This is a genomic window from Citrobacter sp. CK191, from assembly GCF_030333435.1.
GTDB classification, from domain to species: domain Bacteria; phylum Pseudomonadota; class Gammaproteobacteria; order Enterobacterales; family Enterobacteriaceae; genus Citrobacter_B; species Citrobacter_B koseri.
Map to the genome: position 1 here is coordinate 131,619 of NZ_JAOWFX010000030.1, position 25,234 is coordinate 156,852.

At 53.2% G+C, this 25,234-nt stretch carries 24 protein-coding genes, 1 other RNA gene and 2 pseudogenes; 15 read left to right on the top strand and 12 right to left on the bottom strand.

Annotation, left to right across the window (positions count from 1 at the left end; genetic code table 11):
* Positions 1-56: 56 nt before the first annotated feature.
* Positions 57-1,628 (bottom strand): galactarate dehydratase, encoded by a 1,572-nt coding sequence (gene garD / locus OGV82_RS10085; RefSeq protein WP_012135264.1) that lies wholly within the window; start codon positions 1,626-1,628, stop codon positions 57-59.
* A 409-nt stretch (positions 1,629-2,037) separates the two neighbouring features.
* Between garD and garL the strand changes: the two genes are divergently transcribed.
* From garL to OGV82_RS22955, 14 genes and pseudogenes are all read left to right on the top strand, one after another.
* Entirely contained in the window at positions 2,038-2,808 is a 771-nt protein-coding gene (gene garL / locus OGV82_RS10090) for a 2-dehydro-3-deoxyglucarate aldolase (protein WP_024130976.1), read from the top strand.
* 28 nt (positions 2,809-2,836) lie between these two features.
* Positions 2,837-3,727 carry a 2-hydroxy-3-oxopropionate reductase gene (gene garR / locus OGV82_RS10095; RefSeq protein ID WP_047461062.1) on the top strand — a complete coding sequence of 297 codons (891 nt, stop codon included), beginning with the start codon at positions 2,837-2,839 and terminating at the stop codon, positions 3,725-3,727.
* Positions 3,728-3,823: 96 nt separating this feature from the next.
* Positions 3,824-4,969, top strand: a complete 1,146-nt coding sequence (garK, locus tag OGV82_RS10100; RefSeq protein WP_047461065.1) for a glycerate 2-kinase — start codon at positions 3,824-3,826, stop codon at positions 4,967-4,969.
* A gap of 32 nt (positions 4,970-5,001) precedes the next feature.
* Positions 5,002-5,380, top strand: an RNA gene (gene rnpB / locus OGV82_RS10105) — RNase P RNA component class A.
* 771 nt (positions 5,381-6,151) lie between these two features.
* Positions 6,152-7,090, top strand: coding sequence for a transcriptional regulator TdcA (tdcA, locus tag OGV82_RS10110; protein WP_047461068.1), 939 nt, complete (start codon positions 6,152-6,154; stop codon positions 7,088-7,090).
* A gap of 103 nt (positions 7,091-7,193) precedes the next feature.
* On the top strand, positions 7,194-8,183 hold the full coding sequence (gene tdcB, locus OGV82_RS10115; RefSeq protein ID WP_012135254.1) for a bifunctional threonine ammonia-lyase/L-serine ammonia-lyase TdcB: 990 nt from the start codon (positions 7,194-7,196) through the stop codon (positions 8,181-8,183).
* A 34-nt stretch (positions 8,184-8,217) separates the two neighbouring features.
* On the top strand, positions 8,218-9,549 hold the full coding sequence (gene tdcC, locus OGV82_RS10120; protein WP_012135253.1) for a threonine/serine transporter TdcC: 1,332 nt from the start codon (positions 8,218-8,220) through the stop codon (positions 9,547-9,549).
* Between the two features lie 31 nt (positions 9,550-9,580).
* Positions 9,581-10,789 (top strand): propionate kinase, encoded by a 1,209-nt coding sequence (tdcD, locus tag OGV82_RS10125; RefSeq protein WP_024130974.1) that lies wholly within the window; start codon positions 9,581-9,583, stop codon positions 10,787-10,789.
* 32 nt (positions 10,790-10,821) lie between these two features.
* Entirely contained in the window at positions 10,822-13,116 is a 2,295-nt protein-coding gene (pflB, locus tag OGV82_RS10130; protein ID WP_047461071.1) for a formate C-acetyltransferase, read from the top strand.
* A 13-nt stretch (positions 13,117-13,129) separates the two neighbouring features.
* Positions 13,130-13,525 carry an enamine/imine deaminase gene (locus OGV82_RS10135; protein WP_012135250.1) on the top strand — a complete coding sequence of 132 codons (396 nt, stop codon included), beginning with the start codon at positions 13,130-13,132 and terminating at the stop codon, positions 13,523-13,525.
* 100 nt (positions 13,526-13,625) lie between these two features.
* Positions 13,626-14,990, top strand: a complete 1,365-nt coding sequence (gene tdcG, locus OGV82_RS10140; protein WP_047461073.1) for an L-serine ammonia-lyase — start codon at positions 13,626-13,628, stop codon at positions 14,988-14,990.
* 381 nt (positions 14,991-15,371) lie between these two features.
* The gene (locus tag OGV82_RS10145) at positions 15,372-16,703 is read left to right on the top strand and encodes an SLC5/6 family protein (protein WP_101744061.1); all 1,332 of its coding nucleotides are present in this window, start codon (positions 15,372-15,374) and stop codon (positions 16,701-16,703) included.
* A 25-nt stretch (positions 16,704-16,728) separates the two neighbouring features.
* The gene (locus OGV82_RS10150; protein ID WP_012135247.1) at positions 16,729-18,039 is read left to right on the top strand and encodes an L-cysteine desulfidase family protein; all 1,311 of its coding nucleotides are present in this window, start codon (positions 16,729-16,731) and stop codon (positions 18,037-18,039) included.
* A 15-nt stretch (positions 18,040-18,054) separates the two neighbouring features.
* Positions 18,055-18,135: pseudogene (locus tag OGV82_RS22955) on the top strand (hypothetical protein); the annotation flags it as partial.
* Positions 18,136-18,167: 32 nt separating this feature from the next.
* On the opposite strand, the gene OGV82_RS10155 reads toward OGV82_RS22955, so the two are convergent.
* Positions 18,168-18,332: a protein YhaL gene (locus tag OGV82_RS10155; RefSeq protein ID WP_047463896.1), complete on the bottom strand. Its 165-nt coding sequence runs from the start codon at positions 18,330-18,332 to the stop codon at positions 18,168-18,170.
* Between the two features lie 26 nt (positions 18,333-18,358).
* On the bottom strand, positions 18,359-19,060 hold the full coding sequence (locus tag OGV82_RS10160) for a pirin family protein (protein WP_101744062.1): 702 nt from the start codon (positions 19,058-19,060) through the stop codon (positions 18,359-18,361).
* Between the two features lie 104 nt (positions 19,061-19,164).
* Here OGV82_RS10160 and yhaJ point away from each other — a divergent pair, with 104 nt between their 5' ends.
* Entirely contained in the window at positions 19,165-20,061 is an 897-nt protein-coding gene (yhaJ, locus tag OGV82_RS10165) for a DNA-binding transcriptional regulator YhaJ (protein ID WP_012135243.1), read from the top strand.
* Between the two features lie 78 nt (positions 20,062-20,139).
* Here the strand turns inward: yhaJ and OGV82_RS10170 are convergent, their stop codons facing one another.
* The 9 genes and pseudogenes from OGV82_RS10170 to yqjA all read right to left on the bottom strand — a co-directional run bounded on the left by OGV82_RS10170 (position 20,140) and on the right by yqjA (position 25,007).
* Positions 20,140-20,505: a DUF805 domain-containing protein gene (locus OGV82_RS10170; RefSeq protein WP_012135242.1), complete on the bottom strand. Its 366-nt coding sequence runs from the start codon at positions 20,503-20,505 to the stop codon at positions 20,140-20,142.
* A 158-nt stretch (positions 20,506-20,663) separates the two neighbouring features.
* Entirely contained in the window at positions 20,664-21,659 is a 996-nt protein-coding gene (locus OGV82_RS10175) for a glutathione S-transferase family protein (protein ID WP_047461086.1), read from the bottom strand.
* 68 nt (positions 21,660-21,727) lie between these two features.
* The gene (locus tag OGV82_RS10180; protein ID WP_012135240.1) at positions 21,728-22,120 is read right to left on the bottom strand and encodes a DoxX family protein; all 393 of its coding nucleotides are present in this window, start codon (positions 22,118-22,120) and stop codon (positions 21,728-21,730) included.
* Between the two features lie 277 nt (positions 22,121-22,397).
* Positions 22,398-22,697: a YqjK-like family protein gene (locus tag OGV82_RS10185; RefSeq protein WP_012135239.1), complete on the bottom strand. Its 300-nt coding sequence runs from the start codon at positions 22,695-22,697 to the stop codon at positions 22,398-22,400.
* A pseudogene (locus OGV82_RS10190) lies at positions 22,687-23,092 on the bottom strand (phage holin family protein). Before OGV82_RS10190 ends, OGV82_RS10185 begins: the two are co-directional and overlap by 11 nt.
* A gap of 2 nt (positions 23,093-23,094) precedes the next feature.
* Entirely contained in the window at positions 23,095-23,400 is a 306-nt protein-coding gene (locus OGV82_RS10195) for an ElaB/YgaM/YqjD family protein (protein ID WP_012135237.1), read from the bottom strand.
* A 41-nt stretch (positions 23,401-23,441) separates the two neighbouring features.
* Entirely contained in the window at positions 23,442-23,810 is a 369-nt protein-coding gene (locus OGV82_RS10200) for a DUF1090 domain-containing protein (protein ID WP_012135236.1), read from the bottom strand.
* A gap of 147 nt (positions 23,811-23,957) precedes the next feature.
* Complete coding sequence (mzrA, locus tag OGV82_RS10205; protein WP_047461090.1) at positions 23,958-24,341, bottom strand: EnvZ/OmpR regulon moderator MzrA; 384 nt, start codon at positions 24,339-24,341, stop codon at positions 23,958-23,960.
* 3 nt (positions 24,342-24,344) lie between these two features.
* Positions 24,345-25,007 carry a DedA family general envelope maintenance protein YqjA gene (gene yqjA / locus OGV82_RS10210; protein WP_012135234.1) on the bottom strand — a complete coding sequence of 221 codons (663 nt, stop codon included), beginning with the start codon at positions 25,005-25,007 and terminating at the stop codon, positions 24,345-24,347.
* Positions 25,008-25,234: the final 227 nt, after the last annotated feature.

The window sequence follows — 25,234 nt, forward strand, 5'->3', positions numbered from 1 at the left end:
AGTCTTTAAAAAGTGTTGCCGGATGGCGATGCGATCCCATCCGGCCTTTTTCGTCATCAGGTCACTGGCGCGGGGTTAAACACGGCCAGCTGGTTATGCAGCCCCCATTGGTCTGAGAAGGTTTTCTTACGACCGCTCGCGACGTCCAGAATAAAGTGGAACAGCTTCCAGCCCACGTCCTCAATACTCTCTTCCCCTGTGGCAATGGTGCCCGCGTTGATGTCCATCAAATCAAACCAGCGATTCGCCAGCTCTGTGCGGGTCGCCATTTTGATTACCGGAACCGCCATCAGGCCATATGGCGTTCCGCGACCGGTTGTGAACACCTGCACGGTGATCCCGGAAGCGACCTGCTGCGTGCCGCAGACAAAATCACTGGCGGGCGTGGCGGCGTAAATTAAACCGCGTTTTGTCGGTCGCTGACCGGGGGACAGCACTTCCACAATTGCGCTCTGCCCGGATTTTGCGATAGAGCCCAACGCTTTTTCCACCACGTTCGCGAGACCACCTTTTTTGTTGCCCGGCGACGGGTTGGCGCTGCGGTCGGTTTTCCCCATATCAAGATAATTATCGTACCAGGCCATCTCTTCCAGCAGGCGTTTGCCGACCTCTTCGTTAATCGCGCGTGGCGTGAGAAGGTGGATCGCATCACGGACTTCGGTGACTTCCGAGAACATCACCGTCGCGCCGCAACGCACTAACAGATCCGAGGCGTAACCCACCGCCGGGTTGGCCGTCACGCCGGAAAACGCATCGCTGCCGCCGCACTGCATTCCGACCACCAGTTCGGAAGCCGGGCAGGTTTCACGCTGGCGCTGGTTGAGCTTCGCCAGGTGGCGTTCGGCCACCTGCAAAATATCCTCGACCATTGACTTAAAGCCGACGTGCTGCTCATCCTGCAAACGCACAATACTGGCGCTGTCCACCGGAATCCCTTTCACATCTTCCGTGCCTTCCAGCAGACGTTCCGGCTGAAGTTTTTCACAGCCAAGGCCGATGACCATAACTTCGCCGCCGAAGTTCGGGTTCAACGAGATGTTATGAATGGTGCGAATAGGCACCACGGCCGCTGGCGCGTTGATCGCCACGCCGCAGCCGTACAAGTGGTTCAGACCGACAACGCCGTCTACATTCGGGTATCCGGGCAGCAGGTCACGCTCAATGATCTTCACCACATAATCCACGACGCCCGCCACGCAGTGTACGCTGGTGGTGATGCCGAGCAGATTTTTGGTGCCGACGCTGCCATCCGCGTTGCGGTAGCCTTCAAACGTGTAGCCTTCCAGCGGCGGCAGCGGTTCCGGCACTTTCGTCGCCAGCGGCAGGGTGTGTAACGGCGGCGCTTTCGGTAGCTCAACCAGCGACTCATCTATCCAGCTGCCGCGTGCGATGTCGCGAACGGCATAGCCGATCACCTCGCCATAACGCACGATTTCGCCGTGGGCAGGAATCGCCTCCAGCGCCACTTTATGCCCCTGAGGAATATGTTCAACCAACGCCAGCCCGTCCGGGAAACGCGTTCCGGCTTGCAGACCATTGTCATTAACAATAATTGCCACGTTATCGGTGTCATGCACTTTAATATAAAACGCGGTTGGCGATTCTTGTCTAATTTCGATATCGGCCATTGTCCAGTATTCTCCAGCCAGGTGGTGATAATAAATGTGTTAAAGAGAACAACTGCTTTTTATTGTCAGAATTAAAAATACGTTGCTGCTAAATAAAGAATGCCAGGAGTTTTTGTTTAAAAATGTGATCGCGATCGGCCATTATTCCTGATGGTACGGGCGCTGGGCGAGTAATGTACAAATCTGTGCATCACCGCCCATGACGTTGTGCAAATGCTCAAAATATTATTCATTGTGAATATTAAAATTGAGCAATACAACAATGTTTAGCGGCGTAAGTATGATTATACTGATTCACGACTTTCATTATCCGCTATCGATAAAATATCAGCGTAATTCCTTAGATGAGCAAATCTAAATATCTCCCGGAATTGCGGAAATAAATAATGATTCATCCAGGGTATAAATGATGAGTAACGATATCTTCCCGAACAAATTTAAAGCTGCGCTGGCAGCGCAACGCATTCAGATCGGCTGTTGGTCCGCGCTGGCAAACCCCATCAGTACGGAAGTGTTAGGGCTGGCAGGTTTTGACTGGCTGGTGCTGGATGGCGAACATGCGCCGAACGATATCTCAACTTTTATTCCACAACTGATGGCGTTGAAAGGCAGCGCCAGCGCGCCGGTGGTACGGGTGCCGACGAACGAGCCGGTCATTATTAAGCGTCTGCTGGATATCGGTTTCTATAACTTCCTGATCCCGTTTGTCGAGACGGAAGAAGAAGCCGTTCGCGCCGTAGCCTCGACGCGTTATCCGCCGGAAGGCATCCGTGGGGTCTCCGTTTCCCATCGCGCCAATATGTTTGGCACCGTGCCGGATTACTTTGCCCAGTCAAATAAGAACATCACCATTCTGGTGCAGATCGAAAGCCAGCAGGGGGTGGATAACGTTGATGCTATCGCGGCCACTGAAGGCGTTGACGGTATTTTTGTCGGCCCAAGCGATCTGGCTGCGGCGTTAGGTCATCTTGGCAACGCCTCTCACCCGGAAGTACAGAAAACCATTCAGCATATCTTTGCCCGCGCCAAAGCCCACGGTAAACCGTGCGGCATTCTGGCGCCGGTCGAAGCCGACGCGCGCCGCTATCTGGAATGGGGCGCGACGTTCGTTGCTGTGGGGAGCGATTTGGGCGTGTTCCGCTCCGCCACGCAAAAGCTGGCTGACGCCTTTAAGAAATAACCACCACTGAAACAAGAGAGAGAAGATTATGACGATGAAAGTAGGTTTCATTGGCTTGGGCATCATGGGTAAACCAATGAGCAAAAACCTCCTCAAAGCCGGTTACTCGCTGGTGGTTTCTGACCGTAACCCTGACGCGATTGCCGAAGTTATTGCCGCAGGCGCAGAAACCGCAACCACGGCAAAAGCCGTTGCCGAACAGTGCGAGGTGATTATCACCATGCTGCCGAACTCGCCGCATGTGAAAGAAGTGGCGCTGGGCGAAGGCGGCATTATTGAAGGCGCGAAGCCAGGCACCGTTTTGATCGATATGAGCTCTATCGCTCCGCTGGCGAGCCGTGAAATCAGCGACGCGCTGAAAGCAAAAGGTATCGATATGCTGGATGCGCCGGTAAGCGGCGGCGAGCCGAAAGCGATCGATGGCACGCTGTCGGTGATGGTCGGCGGCGATAAAGCGATTTTCGATAAATATTACGATCTGCTAAAAGCAATGGCCGGTTCCGTGGTGCATACCGGTGATATTGGCGCGGGCAACGTGACCAAACTGGCTAACCAGGTGATTGTCGCGCTGAACATCGCAGCCATGTCTGAAGCGCTGACGCTGGCGACCAAAGCGGGGGTGAACCCGGATCTGGTGTATCAGGCGATTCGCGGCGGTCTGGCGGGTAGCACCGTGCTGGATGCGAAAGCGCCGATGGTGATGGAACGGAATTTCAAACCGGGCTTTCGCATCGATCTGCATATTAAAGATCTGGCGAATGCGCTGGACACCTCTCATGGCGTAGGCGCGCAGCTGCCGCTGACCGCCGCCGTGATGGAAATGATGCAGGCGCTACGTGCCGATGGTCTGGGCACGGCCGACCATAGCGCCCTGGCCTGCTACTACGAAAAACTGGCGAAAGTGGAAATCGCTCGCTAATGACGTCATGCCCGGTCGCGCGCGGCGGTCCGGGCCTATGACCCTGGCCGGATAAGTGAAACGCCATCCGGCGTTGTGCAGTAACAGGCTACAACTATGAAAATCGTAATCGCCCCAGACTCTTATAAAGAAAGCCTTTCTGCCGCTGAAGTTGCGCAGGCGATAGAAAAAGGATTCCGGGAAATTTTTCCCGATGCGCAGTATGTTTCTATCCCGGTCGCTGACGGCGGAGAGGGAACGGTCGAAGCCATGATTGCCGCCACGCATGGAACGCAGTATACCGCTTTTGTGACGGGGCCGCTGGGGGAGACCGTCATGGCCAACTGGGGCATGTCCGGGGACGGCAGCACCGCGTTTATTGAAATGGCGGCGGCCAGCGGGCTGGCGCTGGTTCCGCCAGAAAAGCGTAATCCGTTGATTACTACGTCGCGCGGCACCGGAGAGCTGATCCTGCATGCGCTGGAGCACGGTGCCAGAAGCATTATCATCGGCATTGGCGGCAGCGCGACCAATGACGGCGGCGCGGGCATGGTGCAGGCGCTGGGCGCCCGATTAACGGATGCGAACGGTACTGAAATTGGGAACGGCGGCGGCAGCCTGAACAGCCTGAATTCGATTGATGTCTCTGGTCTCGATCCGCGTTTAAAAACGTGTGCTATCCGGGTGGCCTGCGATGTGACCAATCCACTGACGGGCGAAAATGGCGCGTCGCGAATCTTTGGGCCGCAGAAAGGCGCGACCGAAAAGCTCATTCATGAACTGGACGGCAATCTTGCTCATTATGCCGACATGATTAAAAAGTCGCTGCGCGTGGATGTGGAAAATGTCCCCGGCGCGGGCGCGGCTGGCGGGATGGGGGCGGCCTTAATGGCTTTCCTCGGCGCAGAGTTGCGCAGCGGCATTGAGATAGTCACCACGGCGCTCAATCTGGAAGAACACATCCACGACTGCGCGTTAGTCGTCACCGGCGAAGGGCGTATCGACAGCCAGAGTATTCACGGCAAAGTACCGATAGGCGTCGCCAGTGTGGCGAAAAAGTATCATAAGCCAGTGATTGGGATCGCGGGGAGTCTGACGCATGATGTGGGAGTGGTGCATCAGCATGGCATTGATGCCGTGTTCAGCGTGCTTACCCGCATTGGCACGCTGGATGAAGCCTTTCGCGGCGCGTTTGATAATATCTACCGCGCCTCGCGAAACATCGCCGCAACGCTGGCGATAGGAATGCGTAGTGCAGGGTGACAATGGCGTGCAAACCCTCTATACTGCGCGCCGAAGCTGACCAGACAGTCGCCGCTTCGTCGTCGTCCCTTTCGGGGGAGACGGGCGGAGGGGAGGAAAGTCCGGGCTCCATAGGGCAGGGTGCCAGGTAACGCCTGGGGGGCGCAAGCCCACGACCAGTGCAACAGAGAGCAAACCGCCGATGGCCTGCGTAAGCGGGATCAGGTAAGGGTGAAAGGGTGCGGTAAGAGCGCACCGCGCGGCTGGTAACAGTTCGCGGCACGGTAAACTCCACCCGGAGCAAGGCCAAATAGGGGTTCATAAGGTACGGCCCGTACTGAACCCGGGTAGGCTGCTTGAGCCAGTGAGCGATTGCTGGCCTAGATGAATGACTGTCCACGACAGAACCCGGCTTATCGGTCAGTTTCACCTCTTCATGTAAAAACCCGCTTCGGCGGGTTTTTGCTTTCATAGCGTTTGGGTTCCCGGTACTGCCTGATGGCAGAGCGCTTTGGTAGGCCGGATAAGACGCGTGAGCGTCGCCATCCGGCAGATTCCCCGCAGAAGGTGCCCGATCGCGCCGCGTAACATAATCTCCCCGCCAAAAGATATTTCTTGTTCTGTGACCACTAACACAAAACGCTGTGTGGTGATTTTTTAACCGGATAAAAGATTGGCTGTTGATCGCTATCACAAAATTACGCGCTACAAAAATTGACAATCACAGTGTTAATATATTGTTGGTAATGATAATGGCGTGTATTAAATGAATTAAATATTCGTGTGTGTAATGTTTTTTTACAAACAAATAAGAAGAAAAAATGTGATATGCCACAATCTTTAATCCCAATAAGGGCGTAATTGTACTTATTTTTGATTAATTGTCCGTTAAATTTAAACGTAAATCTGCGTGTTAATTATGCGATAATTGATTGAATTATCGTCTTTCCCGAATTTGTAAAATAGCGAATGAAACGCATATGTTATCGCCATAAAATATTGTTATCCCCTCATGATTTTTTGACAAAAATCATGATAAAGTGCAGTCGCGTTCTTTCAACTTGTTGATAATAAATGATTTATTTTTTAAAAAATAAGCTTACAAAATGTAAGGTCAGTTAATTTGTGAGTAGTCGCACATAACCATGTAACCTTTATTTGGTACACTTCATGCCGTCAACAAAGTAATTAGTGCAGGTCGATATGAATACTATTCTTCTCCCTAAAACACAGCACTTGGTGGTCTTTCAGGAAGTCATTAGAAGTGGTTCTATCGGTTCTGCCGCAAAAGAGTTAGGGTTAACTCAGCCTGCTGTAAGTAAAATTATCAATGATGTTGAGGCCTATTTTGGCGTTGAGTTAATCGTTCGCAAAAATACCGGTGTCACGTTAACCAGCGCAGGTCAGGTGCTGCTTACCTGGTCTGAATCCATCACCCGTGAAATGAAAAACATGGTGAACGAGATGAACAGCATGACCTGCAACACGGTGGTCGACGTTTCGTTTGGTTTTCCTTCGTTGATTGGCTTTACCTTTATGTCTGACATGATTCATAAATTTAAAGAGGTGTTCCCAAAAGCGCAGGTGTCGATGTATGAAGCGCAGCTCTCCTCGTTCCTGCCCGCGATTCGCGACGGACGCCTGGATTTCGCTATCGGCACGCTCAGTGATGAGATGAAACTACAGGATCTACACGTGGAGCCGCTTTTTGAGTCAGAGTTTGTCCTGGTGGCCAGTAAGTCCCGAACATGCACCGGCATCACCACACTGGAATCGTTGCAGAACGAACAGTGGGTGTTGCCACAAACGAATATGGGCTACTACAGCGAACTCCTCACCACGTTACAAAGAAATGGCATCAGCAGTGAAAACATCGTTAAAACAGATTCCGTTGTCACTATTTATAATCTTGTTCTCAATGCTGATTTTCTGACCGTCATTCCCTGCGATATGACATCTCCATTCGGTTCAAACCAGTTTATTACGATTCCAGTAGAGGAAGATTTACCGGTCGCGCGTTATGCCGCGATCTGGTCTAAAAATTATCGGATTAAAAAAGCAGCATCGGTTTTGGTGGAATTAGCCAAAGAATATTCATCTTATAATGGTTGCAGACGAAAGCAATTAATAGAAATTAAGTAACGGATTAAATTTAATTTAATCAAAAACTGATGCCATCTGTCTGAATATCAGACGTTGGTACTGACTATTTATTTTACCTTAATACCCAGGTTAAGAGGTTATAATGCATATTACATACGATCTCCCGGTTGCGATTGAAGATATCCTCGAAGCGAAAAAAAGACTTGCGGGGAAAATTTATAAAACAGGTATGCCGCGCTCTAACTATTTCAGCGAGCGCTGCAAAGGCGAAATATTCCTTAAGTTCGAAAATATGCAACGCACGGGCTCTTTTAAAATCCGCGGTGCGTTTAACAAACTCAGTTCATTAACGGAAGAAGAAAAACGTAAAGGCGTGGTGGCTTGCTCTGCCGGTAACCATGCGCAAGGGGTGTCTCTCTCCTGCGCGATGCTCGGTATCGACGGCAAAGTCGTGATGCCGAAAGGCGCGCCGAAGTCCAAAGTGGCGGCCACCTGCGACTACTCCGCTGAAGTGGTGCTGCACGGTGACAACTTCAACGATACCATCGCCAAAGTGAGCGAAATTGTTGAGACTGAAGGCCGCATTTTTATTCCACCTTATGACGATCCGAAAGTGATTGCCGGGCAGGGAACGATTGGCCTGGAAATTATGGAAGACCTGTATGATGTCGATAACGTCATTGTACCAATTGGCGGCGGCGGTCTGATTGCCGGTGTTGCGATTGCTATTAAATCCATTAACCCGACAATTAAAGTTATTGGCGTACAGTCCGAAAACGTACACGGCATGGCGGCATCTTATCATGCAGGAGAAATAACCACTCACCGAACGACCGGCACCCTGGCGGATGGTTGTGATGTTTCTCGCCCGGGTAATTTAACGTATGAGATTGTTCGTGAATTAGTGGATGACATTGTCCTGGTCAGCGAAGATGAAATTCGTAACAGCATGATTGCATTAATTCAGCGCAATAAAGTCGTCACTGAAGGCGCTGGCGCACTGGCATGTGCCGCATTATTAAGCGGGAAATTAGATAGCTATATCCAGAACAGAAAAACGGTCAGCATTATTTCTGGCGGCAATATCGATCTTTCTCGTGTATCGCAAATTACGGGCTTAGTTGACGCTTAAACCCGGCTATTAATCTTTTCGTTGAGGATAGGATATGAGTACTACTGATAGCATTGTATCCAGCCAGACAAAACAGTCGTCCTGGCGTAAATCGGACACCACATGGACACTGGGACTATTTGGTACTGCCATCGGCGCCGGGGTGTTGTTCTTCCCTATTCGCGCAGGGTTTGGCGGGCTGATCCCGATTCTTTTGATGCTGGTGTTGGCCTACCCCATCGCGTTTTACTGCCACCGTGCGCTGGCGCGCCTGTGTCTTTCCGGTTCTAACCCTTCCGGCAACATCACAGAAACGGTAGAAGAGCACTTTGGTAAAACAGGCGGCGTGGTCATCACGTTCCTGTACTTCTTCGCTATCTGTCCGCTGCTGTGGATTTATGGCGTAACCATTACCAACACCTTTATGACCTTCTGGGAAAACCAGTTGCAGATGCCGGCGCTTAACCGTGGCTTTGTGGCGCTGTTCCTGCTGCTGCTGATGGCTTTCGTTATCTGGTTTGGTAAAGACCTGATGGTTAAAGTGATGAGCTACCTGGTATGGCCGTTCATTGCCAGCCTGGTGCTGATCTCTCTGTCGCTGATCCCTTACTGGAACTCTGCGGTTATCGATCAGGTGGATCTCAGCAATATCGCGTTAACCGGGCATGACGGCATTCTGGTTACCGTGTGGCTGGGTATCTCCATCATGGTGTTCTCCTTTAACTTCTCGCCTATCGTCTCTTCTTTCGTGGTTTCCAAACGTGAAGAGTATGAGAAAGACTTTGGTCGTGAATTTACCGAGCGTAAATGTTCACAGATCATCTCCCGCGCCAGCATGCTGATGGTGGCCGTGGTGATGTTCTTCGCCTTCAGCTGCCTGTTCACGCTCTCTCCGGCCAACATGGCGGATGCGAAAGCGCAGAACATTCCGGTGCTCTCATATCTGGCGAACCACTTTGCGTCGCTGTCTGGCACTAAATCAACGTTTGCTACGGTTCTGGAGTACGGGGCTTCCATCATCGCACTGGTCGCTATCTTCAAATCATTCTTCGGTCACTATCTGGGCACGCTGGAAGGCCTGAACGGTCTGGTGCTGAAGTTTGGTTACAAAGGCGATAAAACCAAAGTTTCACTGGGCAAACTCAACACCATCAGCATGATCTTCATCATGGGTTCCACCTGGGTTGTGGCATACGCCAACCCGAACATCCTGGACCTGATTGAAGCAATGGGTGCGCCGATCATTGCCTCGCTGCTCTGCCTGTTGCCGATGTACGCCATCCGTAAAGCGCCGTCACTGGCGAAATACCGTGGTCGTCTGGATAACGTGTTTGTGACCGTGATTGGTCTGCTGACCATCCTGAATATCGTGTACAAACTGTTCTAATCCTTTAGCTCAGGATGAGCGGAGTAGTGAAATGAATGAATTTCCGGTAGTTCTGGTGATTAACTGTGGATCGTCTTCCATTAAGTTTTCAGTACTGGATGCAACCCATTGCGATGTGTTAATGGCAGGAATTGCGGACGGTATTAATTCTGAAGATGCGTTTTTATCCGTAAATGGAGGAGAGCCAGCTAAGCTGGCTCACCACAGCTACGAAGGCGCATTAAAGGCGATTGCGTTTGAACTGGAAAAACGTAATTTAATCGACAGCGTGGCCTTAATTGGCCACCGTATTGCCCACGGCGGAAATATCTTTACGGCATCAGCCATTATTACGGATGAAGTTATCGAGAATATCCGCCGGGTTTCTCCTTTAGCGCCGTTACATAATTACGCCAATTTAAGCGGAATTGAATCGGCGCAGCATCTTTTCCCGGGCGTACAGCAGGTGGCGGTATTTGATACCAGCTTCCATCAAACGATGGCGCCTGAAGCCTATTTGTACGGCTTGCCGTGGAAATATTTTGAGGAGTTGGGCGTCCGGCGCTATGGCTTTCATGGCACCTCGCACCGCTATGTCTCGCAGCGTGCGCATGACCTTCTTGCGCTACAGGAAGAGGACTCGGGTCTGGTTGTCGCGCATCTGGGCAATGGCGCTTCTATCTGTGCCGTTCGTAACGGTCAAAGCGTCGATACCTCTATGGGGATGACCCCGCTGGAAGGGCTGATGATGGGCACCCGCAGCGGCGATGTGGACTTCGGCGCGATGGCGTGGATTGCCAGCGAAACCAACCAGACGCTGGGCGATATGGAACGTGTGGTGAATAAAGAGTCTGGTTTGCTGGGGATTTCCGGTCTGTCATCAGACTTACGTGTACTGGAAAAAGCCTGGCATGAAGGGCATGAACGTGCGCAACTGGCGATTAAAACCTTTGTGCACCGTATTGCCCGCCACATTGCCGGGCATGCCGCATCGTTACACCGTCTGGACGGTATTATTTTTACCGGGGGGATTGGCGAAAACTCCGTGTTAATTCGCCGTCTGGTCATTGAACATTTGGCTGTTCTGGGCGTGAAATTAGATCACGAGATGAATAGCCTGCCTAATTCTCACGGTGAAAGAATTATCTCCAGCAAAGACACCAACGTTATTTGTGCCGTCATTCCAACGAATGAAGAAAAAATGATTGCCCTCGACGCTATTCATTTAGGCAAAGTTAACGCACCTGTGGAATTTGCATAATTTATTGTTGTTCTGTAGAGAGACTATTTTTCATGAAGGTAAATATCGATACCAGCGATATGCTGTATGCCGAAGCCTGGCTTGGCTTTAAAGGTACGGACTGGAAAGAAGAAATTAATGTCCGTGATTTTATTCAGCACAACTATACGCCCTATGAGGGAGATGAATCCTTCCTCGCGGAAGCCACGCCTGCGACTACCGCATTGTGGGAAAAAGTTATGGCGGGTATTCGTATTGAAAACTCGACGCATGCGCCAGTCGATTTCGATACCAACATTGCGACCACCATTACTGCCCATGACGCGGGTTATATTGAGCAGGAGCTGGAAAAAATCGTCGGTTTGCAAACCGATAAGCCACTCAAGCGCGCGCTGCATCCGTTTGGCGGCATCAACATGATCAAAAGCTCATTCCAGGCGTATGGTCGTGAAATGGATGCTGATTTTGAATATCAGTTTACCGAACTGCGTAAAACCCATAACCAGGGTGTATTCGACGCGTATTCGCCGGATATGCTGCGCTGCCGTAAATCCGGGGTGCTGACCGGCTTACCGGATGGCTACGGCCGTGGGCGCATTATCGGCGACTATCGCCGCGTTGCGCTGTACGGTATCCGTTATCTGGTGCGCGAGCGTGAATTGCAGTTTGCCGATCTCCAGTCAAATCTGGAGTGGGGGCAGAACCTTGAAGCGACGATTCGCCTGCGTGAAGAACTGGCCGAACACCGCCGTGCGCTGCTGCAAATGCAGGAAATGGCCGCCAAATACGGTTGCGATATCTCCCGTCCGGCGCGTAACGCGCAGGAAGCCGTCCAGTGGCTTTACTTCGCCTATCTGGCAGCGGTGAAATCGCAGAACGGCGGCGCAATGTCGCTGGGCCGTACCGCGTCGTTCCTCGACATCTACATTGAGCGAGACTTCAAAGCCGGGATCTTAACGGAAGAACAGGCGCAGGAACTGATCGACCACTTCATCATGAAGATCCGAATGGTGCGCTTCCTGCGCACGCCGGAATTTGACACGCTGTTCTCCGGCGACCCGATTTGGGCAACCGAAGTGATCGGCGGTATGGGGCTGGATGGCCGCACGCTGGTGACCAAAAACTCCTTCCGCTATCTGCATACCCTGCACACGATGGGGCCTGCGCCAGAGCCGAACCTGACCGTGCTGTGGTCAGAAGCGCTGCCGGTCGCTTTTAAAAAGTATGCGGCACAGGTGTCGATCGTCACTTCATCTTTGCAGTATGAAAATGACGATCTGATGCGCGCTGACTTTGACAGCGATGATTACGCCATTGCCTGCTGCGTCAGCCCAATGGTCATCGGTAAGCAGATGCAGTTCTTCGGCGCCCGCGCCAACCTCGCTAAAACGCTGCTGTATGCAATCAACGGCGGTGTGGATGAGAAGCTGAAAATCCAGGTTGGGCCGAAAACGGCGCCATTAATGGATGACGTGCTGGATTACGACACGGTGATGGAGAGCCTTGACCACTTCATGGACTGGCTGGCGGTGCAGTACATCAGCGCGCTGAATATCATCCACTACATGCACGACAAGTACAGCTACGAAGCGTCGCTGATGGCGCTGCACGATCGTGACGTTTATCGCACGATGGCATGCGGCATCGCGGGGCTGTCCGTGGCGGCGGATTCGCTGTCCGCCATCAAGTACGCGAAGGTGAAACCGGTGCGCGACCATAACGGGCTGGCAGTCGATTTTGTCATCGAAGGCGAATATCCGCAGTACGGCAACAACGACGAGCGCGTGGACAGCATTGCCTGCGATCTGGTTGAACGCTTTATGAAGAAAATTAAAGTGTTGCCAACCTACCGCAACGCGGTGCCGACGCAGTCCATTCTGACCATCACCTCGAACGTGGTGTACGGCCAGAAAACCGGGAACACGCCGGATGGACGTCGTGGCGGTACGCCGTTCGCGCCGGGTGCGAACCCGATGCACGGCCGTGACCGTAAAGGCGCTGTCGCTTCGCTGACTTCCGTCGCGAAACTGCCGTTCACCTATGCCAAAGACGGGATTTCCTACACCTTCTCCATTGTGCCTGCGGCGTTGGGCAAAGATGACGGCGTGCGGAAAACCAATCTGGTCGGCCTGCTGGACGGATACTTCCATCATGAAGCGCATGTGGAAGGCGGTCAGCACCTGAACGTCAACGTGATGAACCGTGAAATGCTGCTGGACGCCATCGAGCACCCGGAAAGCTATCCGAACCTGACGATCCGCGTGTCCGGCTACGCCGTGCGCTTTAATGCGCTCACCCGCGAGCAACAGCAGGATGTGATTTCACGTACCTTTACCCAGGCGATATAACGCCGGAGGCGCTATGAGAAAGATTATTGCCACCCAACATGCACCGGGGGCCATCGGCCCCTACGTACAGGGTGTGGATTTGGGCAGTATGGTGCTGACCTCAGGTCAGATCCCGGTATGCCCGCAAACGGGCGAGGTCGCGGAAAATGTCGTCGATCAGGCGCGTCAGAGCCTGGAAAACGTCAAAGCGATCGTGGAAGCTGCGGGCCTGAAAGTGGGCGATATCGTGAAGACCACCGTGTTCATTACCGATCTGAACGATTTCACCACCATCAACGAGGTGTATCAGCAGTTCTTTGATGAGCATCAGGCGACTTACCCTACGCGCAGCTGTGTGCAGGTCGCCCGTTTGCCGAAGGATGTGAAGCTGGAGATTGAGGCTATCGCGGTGCGTGGCGATACGCTGTAACCCCCTGCGGGGCGATCTTCAGGATCGCCCCGATCCCAAAAACGAGTGTGAAACTATTTGATGTCTGGTCTCCACTGAACGGCAATCCGAGGTTCTGGATATGATTAGCGCATTCGATATTTTTAAGATTGGCATTGGACCTTCCAGCTCCCATACCGTAGGGCCGATGAATGCAGGAAAATGTTTTATCGATCAACTGACCAGCAAGGGTGATTTACTTCGCACGACGCGTATTACGGTTGATCTGTATGGATCGTTATCGCTGACCGGGAAAGGTCATGCGACGGATACCGCCATCATGATGGGGCTGGCAGGTAACAGCCCGCAAAACGTGAATATCGACGCGATTCCCACCTTTATTGAAGACGTAACACACAGCGGACGCCTGCCGGTGGCCGAGGGAGCGCACGTTGTTGATTTCCCGGTAGCAGACAGCATTCTCTTTCACGCCGAAACGCTACCGCGCCATGAAAACGGGATGCGTATTACGGCATGGAACGGGCAAGAGACGCTGTTGAGCAAAACCTATTACTCCATCGGCGGCGGGTTTATCGTCGAAGAGGAGCGTTTCGGGCAGGCGCATGATGTCGAAACGCCTGTGCCTTATGATTTTCACTCGGCCAGCGAACTGCTGAAACTGTGTGAGCGAAACGGGCTTTCGGTCTCTGGCCTGATGATGCAAAACGAGCTGGCGCTGCGCAGCAAAGAGGAGATTGACGCCGGATTCGCGCGCATCTGGGATGTGATGTTCGCCGGGATTGAACGCGGTATGAACACCGAGGGCGTACTGCCGGGGCCGCTGAATGTGCCGCGTCGTGCCGTTGCGTTAAGGCGTCTGCTGGTCTCCAGCGACAGCCTCTCCAGCGACCCGATGAACGTTATCGACTGGATCAACATGTTTGCGCTGGCCGTCAGCGAAGAGAACGCGGCAGGAGGACGGGTCGTAACGGCGCCAACTAACGGCGCATGCGGCATTATTCCTGCTGTACTGGCCTATTATGATAAGTTCCGCCGTCCGGTGAATGCCAACTCGATTGCCCGCTATCTGCTGGCTGCGGGCGCGATTGGCGCGCTGTATAAGATGAATGCGTCTATCTCCGGTGCGGAAGTGGGCTGTCAGGGTGAAGTTGGCGTCGCCTGCTCGATGGCGGCGGCAGGGCTGACGGAACTGCTGGGCGGTAGTCCATCGCAGGTTTGCATTGCGGCGGAAATCGCGATGGAGCACAACCTGGGATTGACCTGCGATCCGGTGGCCGGGCAGGTGCAAATTCCTTGCATTGAACGTAACGCGATTAATGCGGTAAAAGCGGTGAATGCGGCGCGAATGGCGCTGCGGCGGACGTCTGAGCCACGGGTGTCGCTCGATAAAGTGATCGAGACGATGTATGAAACCGGCAAGGATATGAACGATAAGTACCGCGAGACTTCGCGCGGTGGGCTGGCGATTAAGGTCGTTTGTACCTGAGGTGAATAGCCGTGCCTGATGGCGCTGCGCTTATCAGGCCTACGGTTTACGTACGTTTGCAGGCCGGAGAAGGCGCAAGCGCCGCCATCCGGCAATGAACTAATCAACATGGCATGATAAAAAAGGTGCACTTTAGTGCACCTTTTTTGTTGTGATCTGCTTCAAGAATAGAAATTTAATTCTTTATTTGGCCGTAAAAGAGAAAATATTTCTTAACTTTTAGAAATTACAGGGGTTTGTTTGTGAAGTTTTTCTCTGATCCTGCGCGTATGATTTCCTCACTACTCCAATAACTCGCCTGCGCACGATGTACCGCGTATCGCCTTGATGCGGCACGGAAAAATAATAAAAAACTCTACCTACATATTAAGCGAGAACGTAATGGAAACGGCAACGAATAACAGCGTAATACTCGACGTATCAGCTCCGGCGCGCCGGGCAGGGATGACCGAAAGCGAATGGCGCGAAGCCATTAAATTCGACAGCACCGACACGGGCTGGGTCATCATGAGTATTGGTATGGCGATCGGCGCGGGGATTGTTTTTCTCCCGGTGCAGGTCGGTTTAATGGGGCTGTGGGTCTTTTTACTCTCCTCTATTATCGGCTATCCCGCGATGTATCTGTTCCAGCGCCTGTTCATCAACACGCTGGCGGAGTCCCCGGAATGTAAAGACTACCCGAGCGTCATCAGCGGCTATCTGGGGAAAAACTGGGGCATCCTGTTAGGCGCACTCTACTTTGTGATGCTGGTGATCTGGATGTTTGTCTACTCCACCGCCATCACTAACGACAGCGCCTCTTATCTGCACACCTTTGGCGTCACGGAAGGTTTGCTCTCCGACAGCCCGTTTTATGGACTGGTGCTGATTTGCATTCTGGTGGCGATCTCGTCACGCGGCGAGCAGCTTCTGTTCAAGATTTCGACCGGCATGGTGCTGACTAAACTGCTGGTGGTCGCGGCACTCGGCGTCTCAATGATCGGGATGTGGCATTTGTACAACATTGGCGCGCTGCCGCCGATGGCGCTGTTGATTAAAAACGCCATCATCACCTTGCCGTTTACGCTGACCTCTATCCTGTTTATCCAGACCTTGAGTCCGATGGTGATCTCTTATCGTTCACGCGAAAAATCCATTGAGGTCGCACGGCATAAAGCGCTGCGCGCCATGAACATCGCGTTCGGCATTCTGTTTGTTACCGTCTTTTTCTACGCGGTCTCTTTCACCCTGGCGATGGGGCATGACGAAGCGGTCAAAGCCTACGAGCAGAACATCTCTGCACTGGCGATCGCCGCGCAGTTTATTAGCGGCGCGGGTGCGGGCTGGGTGAAAGTGGTCAGTGTGATCCTGAATATCTTTGCCGTTATGACCGCGTTCTTCGGCGTTTACTTAGGCTTTCGCGAAGCGACTCAGGGAATTGTGATGAACCTGCTGCGCCGCAGAATGCCTGTCGAGAAGATTAACGAACGCTTCGTGCAGCGCGGCATTATGGTTTTCGCCATCTTACTGGCCTGGAGCGCCATTGTGCTGAATGCGCCGGTGCTGAGTTTCACCTCTATCTGTAGCCCGATCTTCGGCATGGTGGGATGTTTGATCTCGGCCTGGCTGGTCTACAAAGTTCCTGCACTGCACAAATACAAGGGCGCGTCCCTGTATCTGATTATCGTCACGGGTTTGCTGCTGTGCGTTTCTCCGTTCCTGGCATTTGCTTGATCTTCCTGAAAGTAAGGTTGTTGTTATGTTTGAGTCTACAGAAAATCCGTTATGGCAGCGTTTTATCCTCGCAGTACAGGAAGAGGTAAAACCGGCACTGGGATGTACGGAACCTGTCTCTCTGGCGCTGGCGGCGGCGGTTGCCGCGGCTGAACTTGACGGCGAAGTTGAACGCGTTGACGCGTGGGTCTCGCCGAACCTGATGAAGAATGGCCTGGGCGTCACCGTACCGGGCACCGGGATGGTTGGGCTTCCCATTGCGGCAGCGCTGGGGGCGCTTGGCGGCGATGCCAGCGCGGGGCTGGAAGTGTTGAAAAACGCCTCTTCGGGGGCGATTGCGGATGCGAAAGCGATGCTGGCTGCCGGGAAGGTGTCGGTGATGTTGCAGGAGCCATGCGACGACATCCTCTTCTCACGCGCTAAAGTGTACAGCGGCGATGCGTGGGCCTGCGTAACGATCGTCGGCGGGCACACCAATATCGTGCGCATTGAAACTCACACTGGGGTGATCTTTACGCAGACCGAAAGCGTGCAGGGGGAGGCGCAAGAATCGCCGCTGTCGGTCTTATCAAAGACCTCGCTGGAAGAGATTCTGGCGTTTGTGAATGCGGTGCCGTTTGTGTCAATCCGCTTTATTCTGGAGGCCGCCAGACTGAACGGCGCGCTGTCGCAGGAAGGATTGCGCGGCACCTGGGGGCTGCATATCGGGGCGACGTTGCAAAAGCAGTGCGCACGCGGTCTGCTGGCGGACGATCTGTCAACGGCGATCCTGATTCGCACCAGCGCAGCCTCGGATGCGCGGATGGGCGGCGCGACGCTGCCAGCCATGAGTAACTCCGGCTCCGGCAATCAGGGGATCACCGCGACGGTTCCCGTAATGGTGGTGGCGGAGCATGTGGGAGCGGATGACGAACGTCTGGCGCGCGCCCTGATGCTCTCGCACCTGAGCGCGATCTACATTCACCATCAGCTTCCGCGCCTGTCAGCGCTCTGTGCGGCGACCACGGCGGCAATGGGGGCGGCGGCAGGAATGGCGTGGCTGATGGATGGCCGCTATAACACTATTGCGATGGCGATCAGCAGTATGATCGGCGATGTGAGCGGGATGATATGCGACGGCGCATCGAATAGCTGTGCGATGAAGGTATCGACCAGCGCGTCTGCGGCCTGGAAAGCGGTGTTAATGGCGCTGGATGATACGGCGGTAACCGGCAACGAAGGGATTGTGGCGCATAACGTCGAGCAATCTATTTCGAATTTGTGCGCGTTGGCCTGTCATGCAATGCAGCAAACCGACCGTCAGGTTATCGAAATTATGGCCAGTAAGGCGCATTAACCCTGTGGCGCGGGTTTGCCTGATGGCGCTGCGCTTATCAGGCCTACGGCAACTTGTGTTCGTAGGCCTGATAAGGCGTTTACGCCGCCATCCGGCATTGCGTTTATCGGAAATCAGAAGCCGCCTTTTCAGGCGGCTTCATCTTCTTCCGCTAACCGGATCTCTGCATCCGCGACGATAGCTTCCAGTTCGGTTAGCATCTCCTCGTAGCCAAATTTCCCGGGCGCGTTTGCCGCATCCTGTGCTGCGGGTTGGGTTACGGATTGATGCTTTTTAGCCGATTTTTTGCTCACAGTCATAACTCCCTTATTTTTTCTGACTACACAGGCAAATCTATCAGTAAAGCGCGCAATGGCGTGTCGGCAACTAACGTTATGTTAGCTTCATCACGAATAAATGCGCCGTCGCCGCAGGTAAGCGCTTCTCGCTCCTCGTTATGCGTGACCGCATGAAACGTACCGTGAATCGACTGCAAATAGGCGCGTGGGCCATGCAGTTGAAAGCTCAGCGACTCGCCTTTTTTCAGCTCAATATGGTGCACCCAGACCTGCTGGCGTAATTGCAGGCTGTCCTGTTCTCCATCCGGGGAGGCGAGGAGTTGCTGTTTGCTCGCGGTTAGCGTGGTTTTCTGTACCAACGGGTTTTCCCGCTCAGGACAGGCGTCCAGCCATAGCTGCATCCTGGTAAGCGACTTATCTTTACTGAGGTTATGCTCGCTATAGCTAATGCCCGGCTGCGTGGTGAGCAGCAGGGCTTCGCCCGCTTTCGCCTGGACGTGATTGCCTTCGCTGTCGCGATATTCCGCTTCGCCTTCCAGAATCAGGTTTAAAATATCCACCTTCGGGTAGGTGCGCGGCTGGAAGGAGGCGCCCGGCGCCAGCACTTCCTGGTTGAGTACGCGCAGGGAGGCATAGCCCAGCAGTTTAGGGTCGAAGTAGTGTCCAAAGGAGAAGGTATAACGGGCCTGCAACCATCCGTAGTCTGCCTGTCCGCACTGTTTGGCTGTTCGGGTAGTAATCATAATTCTTGACCTCTCTTTACTTCCTTTTATGTTAAGGGGCTGGACGCTGCATTGTTAGCCAGATATTCTGCCCGGTATGTTCAAATTTCCTGAATGAGAACGATATGGCCAAAGAAAGGGCGTTAACACTGGAAGCGTTACGCGTCATGGACGCAATAGATCGACGCGGGAGCTTCGCGGCGGCGGCAGATGAGTTAGGTCGCGTACCATCCGCGCTCAGCTACACCATGCAAAAACTGGAAGAAGAGCTGGATGTGGTGTTGTTTGACCGCTCCGGCCATCGGACAAAATTCACCAATGTAGGGCGTATGCTGCTGGAACGCGGGCGCGTATTGCTGGAAGCGGCAGACAAGCTGACCACCGATGCCGAAGCGCTGGCGCGCGGCTGGGAAACGCACCTGACGCTGGTGACAGAAGCGCTGGTGCCGACCTCAGCCTTCTTCCCGCTGATTGACCGACTGGCCGCGAAAGCCAACACCCAGCTTTCGGTGATCACGGAAGTGCTGGCGGGCGCCTGGGAACGTCTGGAGCAGGGGCGGGCCGATATTGTGATTGCACCGGATATGCATTTCCGCTCGTCGTCAGAAATTAACTCCCGCAAGCTGTATACGCTGATGAACGTCTACGTGGCGGCGCCGGACCATCCGATTCACCAAGAACCGGAGCCGCTGTCTGAAGTGACCCGCGTGAAATATCGTGGTGTGGCGGTGGCGGATACCGCCCGCGAGCGACCGGTATTGACCGTGCAACTGCTGGACAAACAGCCGCGCCTGACGGTGAGTACCATTGAAGACAAACGTCAGGCCTTGCTGGCCGGGCTGGGCGTCGCGACCATGCCGTATCCGCTGGTCGAACAGGATATTGCACAAGGAAGACTGCGGGTCGTCAGCCCGGAATCGACCAGCGAAATTGATATTATTATGGCCTGGCGACGCGACAGTATGGGCGAGGCGAAAGCCTGGTGCCTGCGGGAAATCCCGAAACTGTTTGCCAGCAGATAAGAGCGCAAGCCCGGTTTAGCCGGATGGCGGTGCAGGCGCTCGCGTAGGCCTGATAAGCGCAGCGCCATCAGGCATCTTTCAGGGCAGAATTTTAGGGTCCTGCCCGAAGCGGTTTTCGCCTGGCGTACCGTTCTGGCAGTTAAAGAGGATGATGACCAGCCAGCCAATAACAGGGATGAGGAGCAGCAACAGCCACCATGCGGAACGATCGGTATCATGCAACCGACGGAACTGTACTGCCCACCACGGTAAGAAAATCAGAATGCCATAAATGGTTGTCAGCACGCCTTCGCCCCCGGCGCGTTGCCAGCCGAACATCTTGTCCAGCACGCCCAGCACGAACGTAAAAATGACGTTGACCAGAATAAACATCCAGTACTCTTTACGACGCGCGCGGCCGCCAAAGCCGATATAGTTCTTCAATACTTTTAAATACCAGTCCATTTTCGCCTCAACATACGGTCAATCACTTGTTTTTAAATAAGAATAGCCGTGAATGGAATGGTGGTAAATATTCGAATGATTAATGTGTTTAATGCACCGGGCGGGTAAGGTGAGTCAGCGCCGCCATCAGGCTGTTTTCTGGTGGCGGCGTAAAGGGATTATCCCGCTTTTGCAAAGCGGACGTCGCGTCCGTGAGGCTCATTGAGATCCTGCAACGGGCCAATGGAGATAATCCCCGTCGGGTTGATGGTTTTGTGGCTACGGAAGTAGTGGTTACGGATATGGTCGAAGTTGACGGTTTCCGCAATGCCGGGCATCTGCCAGATATCGCGCAGGAAACCATAAAGGTTCAGGTAATCGCTGATGCGGTATTTGTCGCACTTGAAGTGCGTAACGTAAACCTGGTCAAAACGCACCAGCGTGGTCCACAGGCGAATGTCCGCCTCGGTTAACTGGTCGCCGGTCAGGTAACGGTGCTGCCCCAGGATTTGCTCCAGACGCGCCAGTGACTCGAACACTTTCTCTACGGCTTCATCATAGGCCTGCTGGCTGGTGGCGAACCCGGCTTTGTACACGCCGTTGTTGACGTTGTCATAAATCCAGCTATTGAGCTCGTCAATTTTTCCGCGCAGGGCCGTCGGGTAGTAATCCCCGGCTTTGGCGCCCAGCGCATCGAATGCGGTATTGAACATGCGAATGATTTCCGCCGATTCATTACTGACGATGGTGTGATTCTTTTTATCCCACAATACCGGTACGGTGACGCGACCGCTGTAGTGCGAATCGGCATGCAGGTAGAGTTGATACAGAAACTCGTGTTGATACAGCGTATCACCGGTTGCCGCCGGGAAATTATCATCAAACGTCCAGCCATTCTCCAGCATCAGCGGATTCACAACAGAAACAGAGATAAACGGTTCCAGCCCCTTGAGCTTACGCAGGATCAGCGTGCGATGCGCCCACGGGCAGGCAAGTGAAACATACAGGTGATAGCGATCTTTTTCGGCGGCAAAGCCCCCTTCGCCAGTCGGGCCCGGCGCGCCATCAGCGGTGAGCCAGTTACGGAAAGCCGATACAGAACGTTGAAATTTCCCCCCCGTAGACTTGGTGTCATACCAGGTGTCATGCCATACGCCGTCAATCAGTTGTCCCATTTTCTCTCTCCTCCAGATAGCAAAAACGAGGAGAATATCCCCTCGTTTTTTGATTCAGTATAGCGTGCTTACCACTTTTTATTCAGGACGCGGTCGATGCTGAATGCGCCCGGCCCTGTGATGGCCAGCAGCAGGAAACCGCCTGCGATGGTCAGGTTTTTCATGAACATCAGTGAGTTCACGCCTTCCGCAAAGTTGCTGTGGAAGATGAAAGCGGTCAGCAGGGTAAAGCCTGCGGTAAACAGCGCCGTTGTACGGGTCAGGAAACCGAACAGAATCGCCAGACCGCCGCCAAACTCAAGCAGGATAGTCAGCGGTAACAGGAACCCCGGAACCCCCATCGCTTCCATGTATTGTTGGGTACCCGCATAACCGGTGATTTTTCCCCAACCTGCGGTGATAAACAGAATGGGCATCAGAATGCGCGCTACCAGTACACCAACATCTTCTAATTTTTTCATTTTACTCTCCAGGGAACCACTCAGGCTGCTGATTTCATTTTTTGTGCAATCACGCGGAATGTCGCGTCGTTGCGGTTGATGGAGAGAATCATAAACGTGACATGTAACAATTGTTAGCAAGGAAAACTGTCAATAATTTTCAAAAATTTTGAGTGACAGGGCACAGATTGCCGGATGGCGGTGTAAACACCTTATTGGATCAACAGCAATACGTAGGCCCGATAAGCGTAGCGCCATCGGGCATTATGCCGGATGGCGAGGATGAGGGGGGCAGGAATCAGCCGCGTAGCTGCTGTTTTCGGATCGTGCTTTTGACCAGCCGCCAGGCGCTCCAGATGCCAAAACCGCGTTTTGCCCAGCGCACCAGCAGATTCGGGTGGCGAATTGTCCAGATAGCCATAACGCTGCTGCCGACCAGCGCCCAGGAACGCAGGCTGATCAGCGTGTTCCAGCCGCGATCCCAGCTGTCCGTCGCTTCCAGCCAGTCGCGACGACCGGCTGAAAGGTCCAGCCTTTGCTGCTGGATTTGGCTGAGCAGCAACGCCTTACGCTTTTGACGTTCGACTTTACTGCTCACGGCTTATCATCCTCCAGAATTTGCCGGTCGTTAGCCAGTTCATGACGCGTATGGCGTAACAGCGTTGACTGGCGGGCTTTGTGTAACGTCCAGAGTCCGCCGATCAGCGCCAGAACCAGCAACACAACGGTGGTGGCGATTATTGCATTGAGGCGATACTGGGGGTCAACCGCCCAGATGATAAGCACCATCAGGCTCATCAGACCGAACGCCGCGAAAAGCATGGTCAGCCCCAGCATCAGCAGAAGCTGAAAGAGATTCGCTTTTTCCTCTTCCAGTTCCACAACCGCCAGTCGCAGCCGGGTTTCTACCATCTCAACAAGGATAGTGACAATCCGCTGCCCGATGCCCAGAACGCTTTTGCCTGGCCCCTGCGCGTGATGAGAATCCGCCATAATTAACGACGCGTCAGCAGTACGCCCAGCACCACACCAACGGCTGCGCCAATGCCGACGCCCGTCCACGGGTTCTCGCGTACATAGTCGTCAGCGCGCGCTGCGGCTTCGCGGGTTTGTTTGGCAATCGCATCGCCGGTTTCGCCCAGACGGTTGCGGCTTTCTTTCAGCGCGCGCTCGGCTTTGCTACGAATCTTACTCAACTCTTCTTTCGACTTATCGCCAGAGGAGCTAAGCACCTCTTCGAGCGTATCAGCCAGGGATTTCAACTCAGCGCGCAGATGTTCCGTAGTGTTATCTTTCGACATAGTTTTCTCCAGGTGAGTGAGTCGTTAACGTTTGATTTGACTTAGTAGTCGCGTGCCTCAAGCTTTTTCAGGTCATCCTGAGCTTCAGCCAGCTTGCGTTCACGTTTCGCAATTTTATCCACATCGCCTTTTTGTTTTGCTTCGACCAGATCACGCTGACGTTCAGCAATCTCATCTTTTTGTTTTGCGATCTTTTTCTGATGGTCAGCACGCAGTTTACTGTCGGTGCAGTTTGCTCTGAGTTCGCTGAGCGCTTTATTCAAACCATTAATGCGGTTCTGGTTGTTGTGCTTTTCGGCGTAGCTAATTTCCTTCTGTATATCCTGCTCTTTTTCCTGACAGAGGGTATTGGCATAGCTGCCTGCACTGAGCGTGAAAAGGGTAATAGCGAAAGCGATGCGGTATTTCATTCTTGAACCTTCCATTGTGATTCGAACCCGTTACCGGGGGACGATGATCCAGGTCATAACACGGCGGACAATAAGTCCGCCTTATTAATCATAGTCAGTAAACGGCGAAATCACCAAAGTGGGTGATATGATTCGGATTCCTGGAAATTAACCGAAGCGATGTGGGTTATCCCGTAAGCGGGTCAACCACTGTACGGCCTGGCTGTCGCCGTTCTGTTGGGCGATGATATAGCCATGCGGCAACGTTCTGTCCAGCACGGCCTTAGCCGCCGCGCTTTGCGCGCTGGAGTCAAACGTAATAAGCAGCGCGTCATTTTGTGGCGTGATGCTTTTGAAGCGAATGCCGTTAGCGTCCAGATGATGCCAGATGGAAAAGCCGTCCGGCATACTGACGCCCTGATGGATGGCGCGAATGGCCAGCGTGGATTCCTGCTGGCGAATGGTCGACCAGACGAGAAAAAGCACGCTCATCAGCACGAGAAAAGAGGTTGTCCAGGCCAGTTGTCGAAGCGTTATGCGTGGTTTCACCATACTCTATCCCCGATTTCCGTATTTCTTTTTCCAGAGCACCACCAGCGAACCCGCCAGCCCAAAGACCAGCAGCACCACCGGCAGCAGCATCAGACATGACATCAGTTGGTCTTCATACTTCAGGAATACAGGCGTTTTGCCCAGCAAGTAACCCAGCGAGGTCAGGATCAGGACCCACAACAACCCGCTCATCCAGTTAAAGAATTGAAAGCGCGCGTTATTAAGACCGGACAGACCCGCGATAGTGGGTAACAAGGTACGAACGAAAGCGATAAAACGGCCAATTAACAGCGCGGACAGGCCATGTTTATGGAACAAATGATGGGCGCGCTGATGATAATGCGCGGGCAGATGCGACAGCCAGTTTTGTACAATACGCGTGTTGCCCAGCCATCGCCCCTGAATATAACTGACCCAGCAGCCCAGGCTGGCGGCCACGGTTAACAGCAGGAGCGTTTGCGGAAACCCCATTGCGCCTTTGGCGATAAGTACGCCGACCAGCACCAGCAAACTGTCACCAGGTAAAAAGGCGGCAGGAAGCAACCCATTTTCCAGGAACAAAATCATAAATAGTACGAAATAAAGCATGCCAATCATGGAAGGGTTGGCGAGTGTTTCAAAATCCTGAGCCCACAGGGCATTCAGTAATTGAGTCAGTAGTTCCATTCAGTATTCCTGGAGAATCGGTTAACGTCACGCCGGTTTTTTGAGTTTGCAATACCGCAACATTATTCATTTTCTACTTGGGTTGCGGACGGGCGCAAAATCGCGGCCTGAACCATTCCTTGTTAAGTTGTGAAGTAAGCAAGCACTAACACACAAAAATTCAAAATGCATCTAATTGTAACAAAGGTCGACGTAGTCCGTTATAGAAATCGCACGTCGTTAAAATA

What these genes read in the sequence shown, in the direction of transcription:
- garD (WP_012135264.1), bottom strand. Translation starts at nt 1,628, where the DNA reads ATGGCCGATATCGAAATTAGACAAGAATCGCCAACCGCGTTTTATATT.
- garL (WP_024130976.1), top strand. Translation starts at nt 2,038, where the DNA reads ATGAGTAACGATATCTTCCCGAACAAATTTAAAGCTGCGCTGGCAGCG.
- garR (WP_047461062.1), top strand. Translation starts at nt 2,837, where the DNA reads ATGACGATGAAAGTAGGTTTCATTGGCTTGGGCATCATGGGTAAACCA.
- garK (WP_047461065.1), top strand. Translation starts at nt 3,824, where the DNA reads ATGAAAATCGTAATCGCCCCAGACTCTTATAAAGAAAGCCTTTCTGCC.
- tdcA (WP_047461068.1), top strand. Translation starts at nt 6,152, where the DNA reads ATGAATACTATTCTTCTCCCTAAAACACAGCACTTGGTGGTCTTTCAG.
- tdcB (WP_012135254.1), top strand. Translation starts at nt 7,194, where the DNA reads ATGCATATTACATACGATCTCCCGGTTGCGATTGAAGATATCCTCGAA.
- tdcC (WP_012135253.1), top strand. Translation starts at nt 8,218, where the DNA reads ATGAGTACTACTGATAGCATTGTATCCAGCCAGACAAAACAGTCGTCC.
- tdcD (WP_024130974.1), top strand. Translation starts at nt 9,581, where the DNA reads ATGAATGAATTTCCGGTAGTTCTGGTGATTAACTGTGGATCGTCTTCC.
- pflB (WP_047461071.1), top strand. Translation starts at nt 10,822, where the DNA reads ATGAAGGTAAATATCGATACCAGCGATATGCTGTATGCCGAAGCCTGG.
- OGV82_RS10135 (WP_012135250.1), top strand. Translation starts at nt 13,130, where the DNA reads ATGAGAAAGATTATTGCCACCCAACATGCACCGGGGGCCATCGGCCCC.
- tdcG (WP_047461073.1), top strand. Translation starts at nt 13,626, where the DNA reads ATGATTAGCGCATTCGATATTTTTAAGATTGGCATTGGACCTTCCAGC.
- OGV82_RS10145 (WP_101744061.1), top strand. Translation starts at nt 15,372, where the DNA reads ATGGAAACGGCAACGAATAACAGCGTAATACTCGACGTATCAGCTCCG.
- OGV82_RS10150 (WP_012135247.1), top strand. Translation starts at nt 16,729, where the DNA reads ATGTTTGAGTCTACAGAAAATCCGTTATGGCAGCGTTTTATCCTCGCA.
- OGV82_RS10160 (WP_101744062.1), bottom strand. Translation starts at nt 19,060, where the DNA reads ATGATTACTACCCGAACAGCCAAACAGTGCGGACAGGCAGACTACGGA.
- yhaJ (WP_012135243.1), top strand. Translation starts at nt 19,165, where the DNA reads ATGGCCAAAGAAAGGGCGTTAACACTGGAAGCGTTACGCGTCATGGAC.
- OGV82_RS10170 (WP_012135242.1), bottom strand. Translation starts at nt 20,505, where the DNA reads ATGGACTGGTATTTAAAAGTATTGAAGAACTATATCGGCTTTGGCGGC.
- OGV82_RS10175 (WP_047461086.1), bottom strand. Translation starts at nt 21,659, where the DNA reads ATGGGACAACTGATTGACGGCGTATGGCATGACACCTGGTATGACACC.
- OGV82_RS10180 (WP_012135240.1), bottom strand. Translation starts at nt 22,120, where the DNA reads ATGAAAAAATTAGAAGATGTTGGTGTACTGGTAGCGCGCATTCTGATG.
- OGV82_RS10195 (WP_012135237.1), bottom strand. Translation starts at nt 23,400, where the DNA reads ATGTCGAAAGATAACACTACGGAACATCTGCGCGCTGAGTTGAAATCC.
- OGV82_RS10200 (WP_012135236.1), bottom strand. Translation starts at nt 23,810, where the DNA reads ATGAAATACCGCATCGCTTTCGCTATTACCCTTTTCACGCTCAGTGCA.
- mzrA (WP_047461090.1), bottom strand. Translation starts at nt 24,341, where the DNA reads ATGGTGAAACCACGCATAACGCTTCGACAACTGGCCTGGACAACCTCT.
- yqjA (WP_012135234.1), bottom strand. Translation starts at nt 25,007, where the DNA reads ATGGAACTACTGACTCAATTACTGAATGCCCTGTGGGCTCAGGATTTT.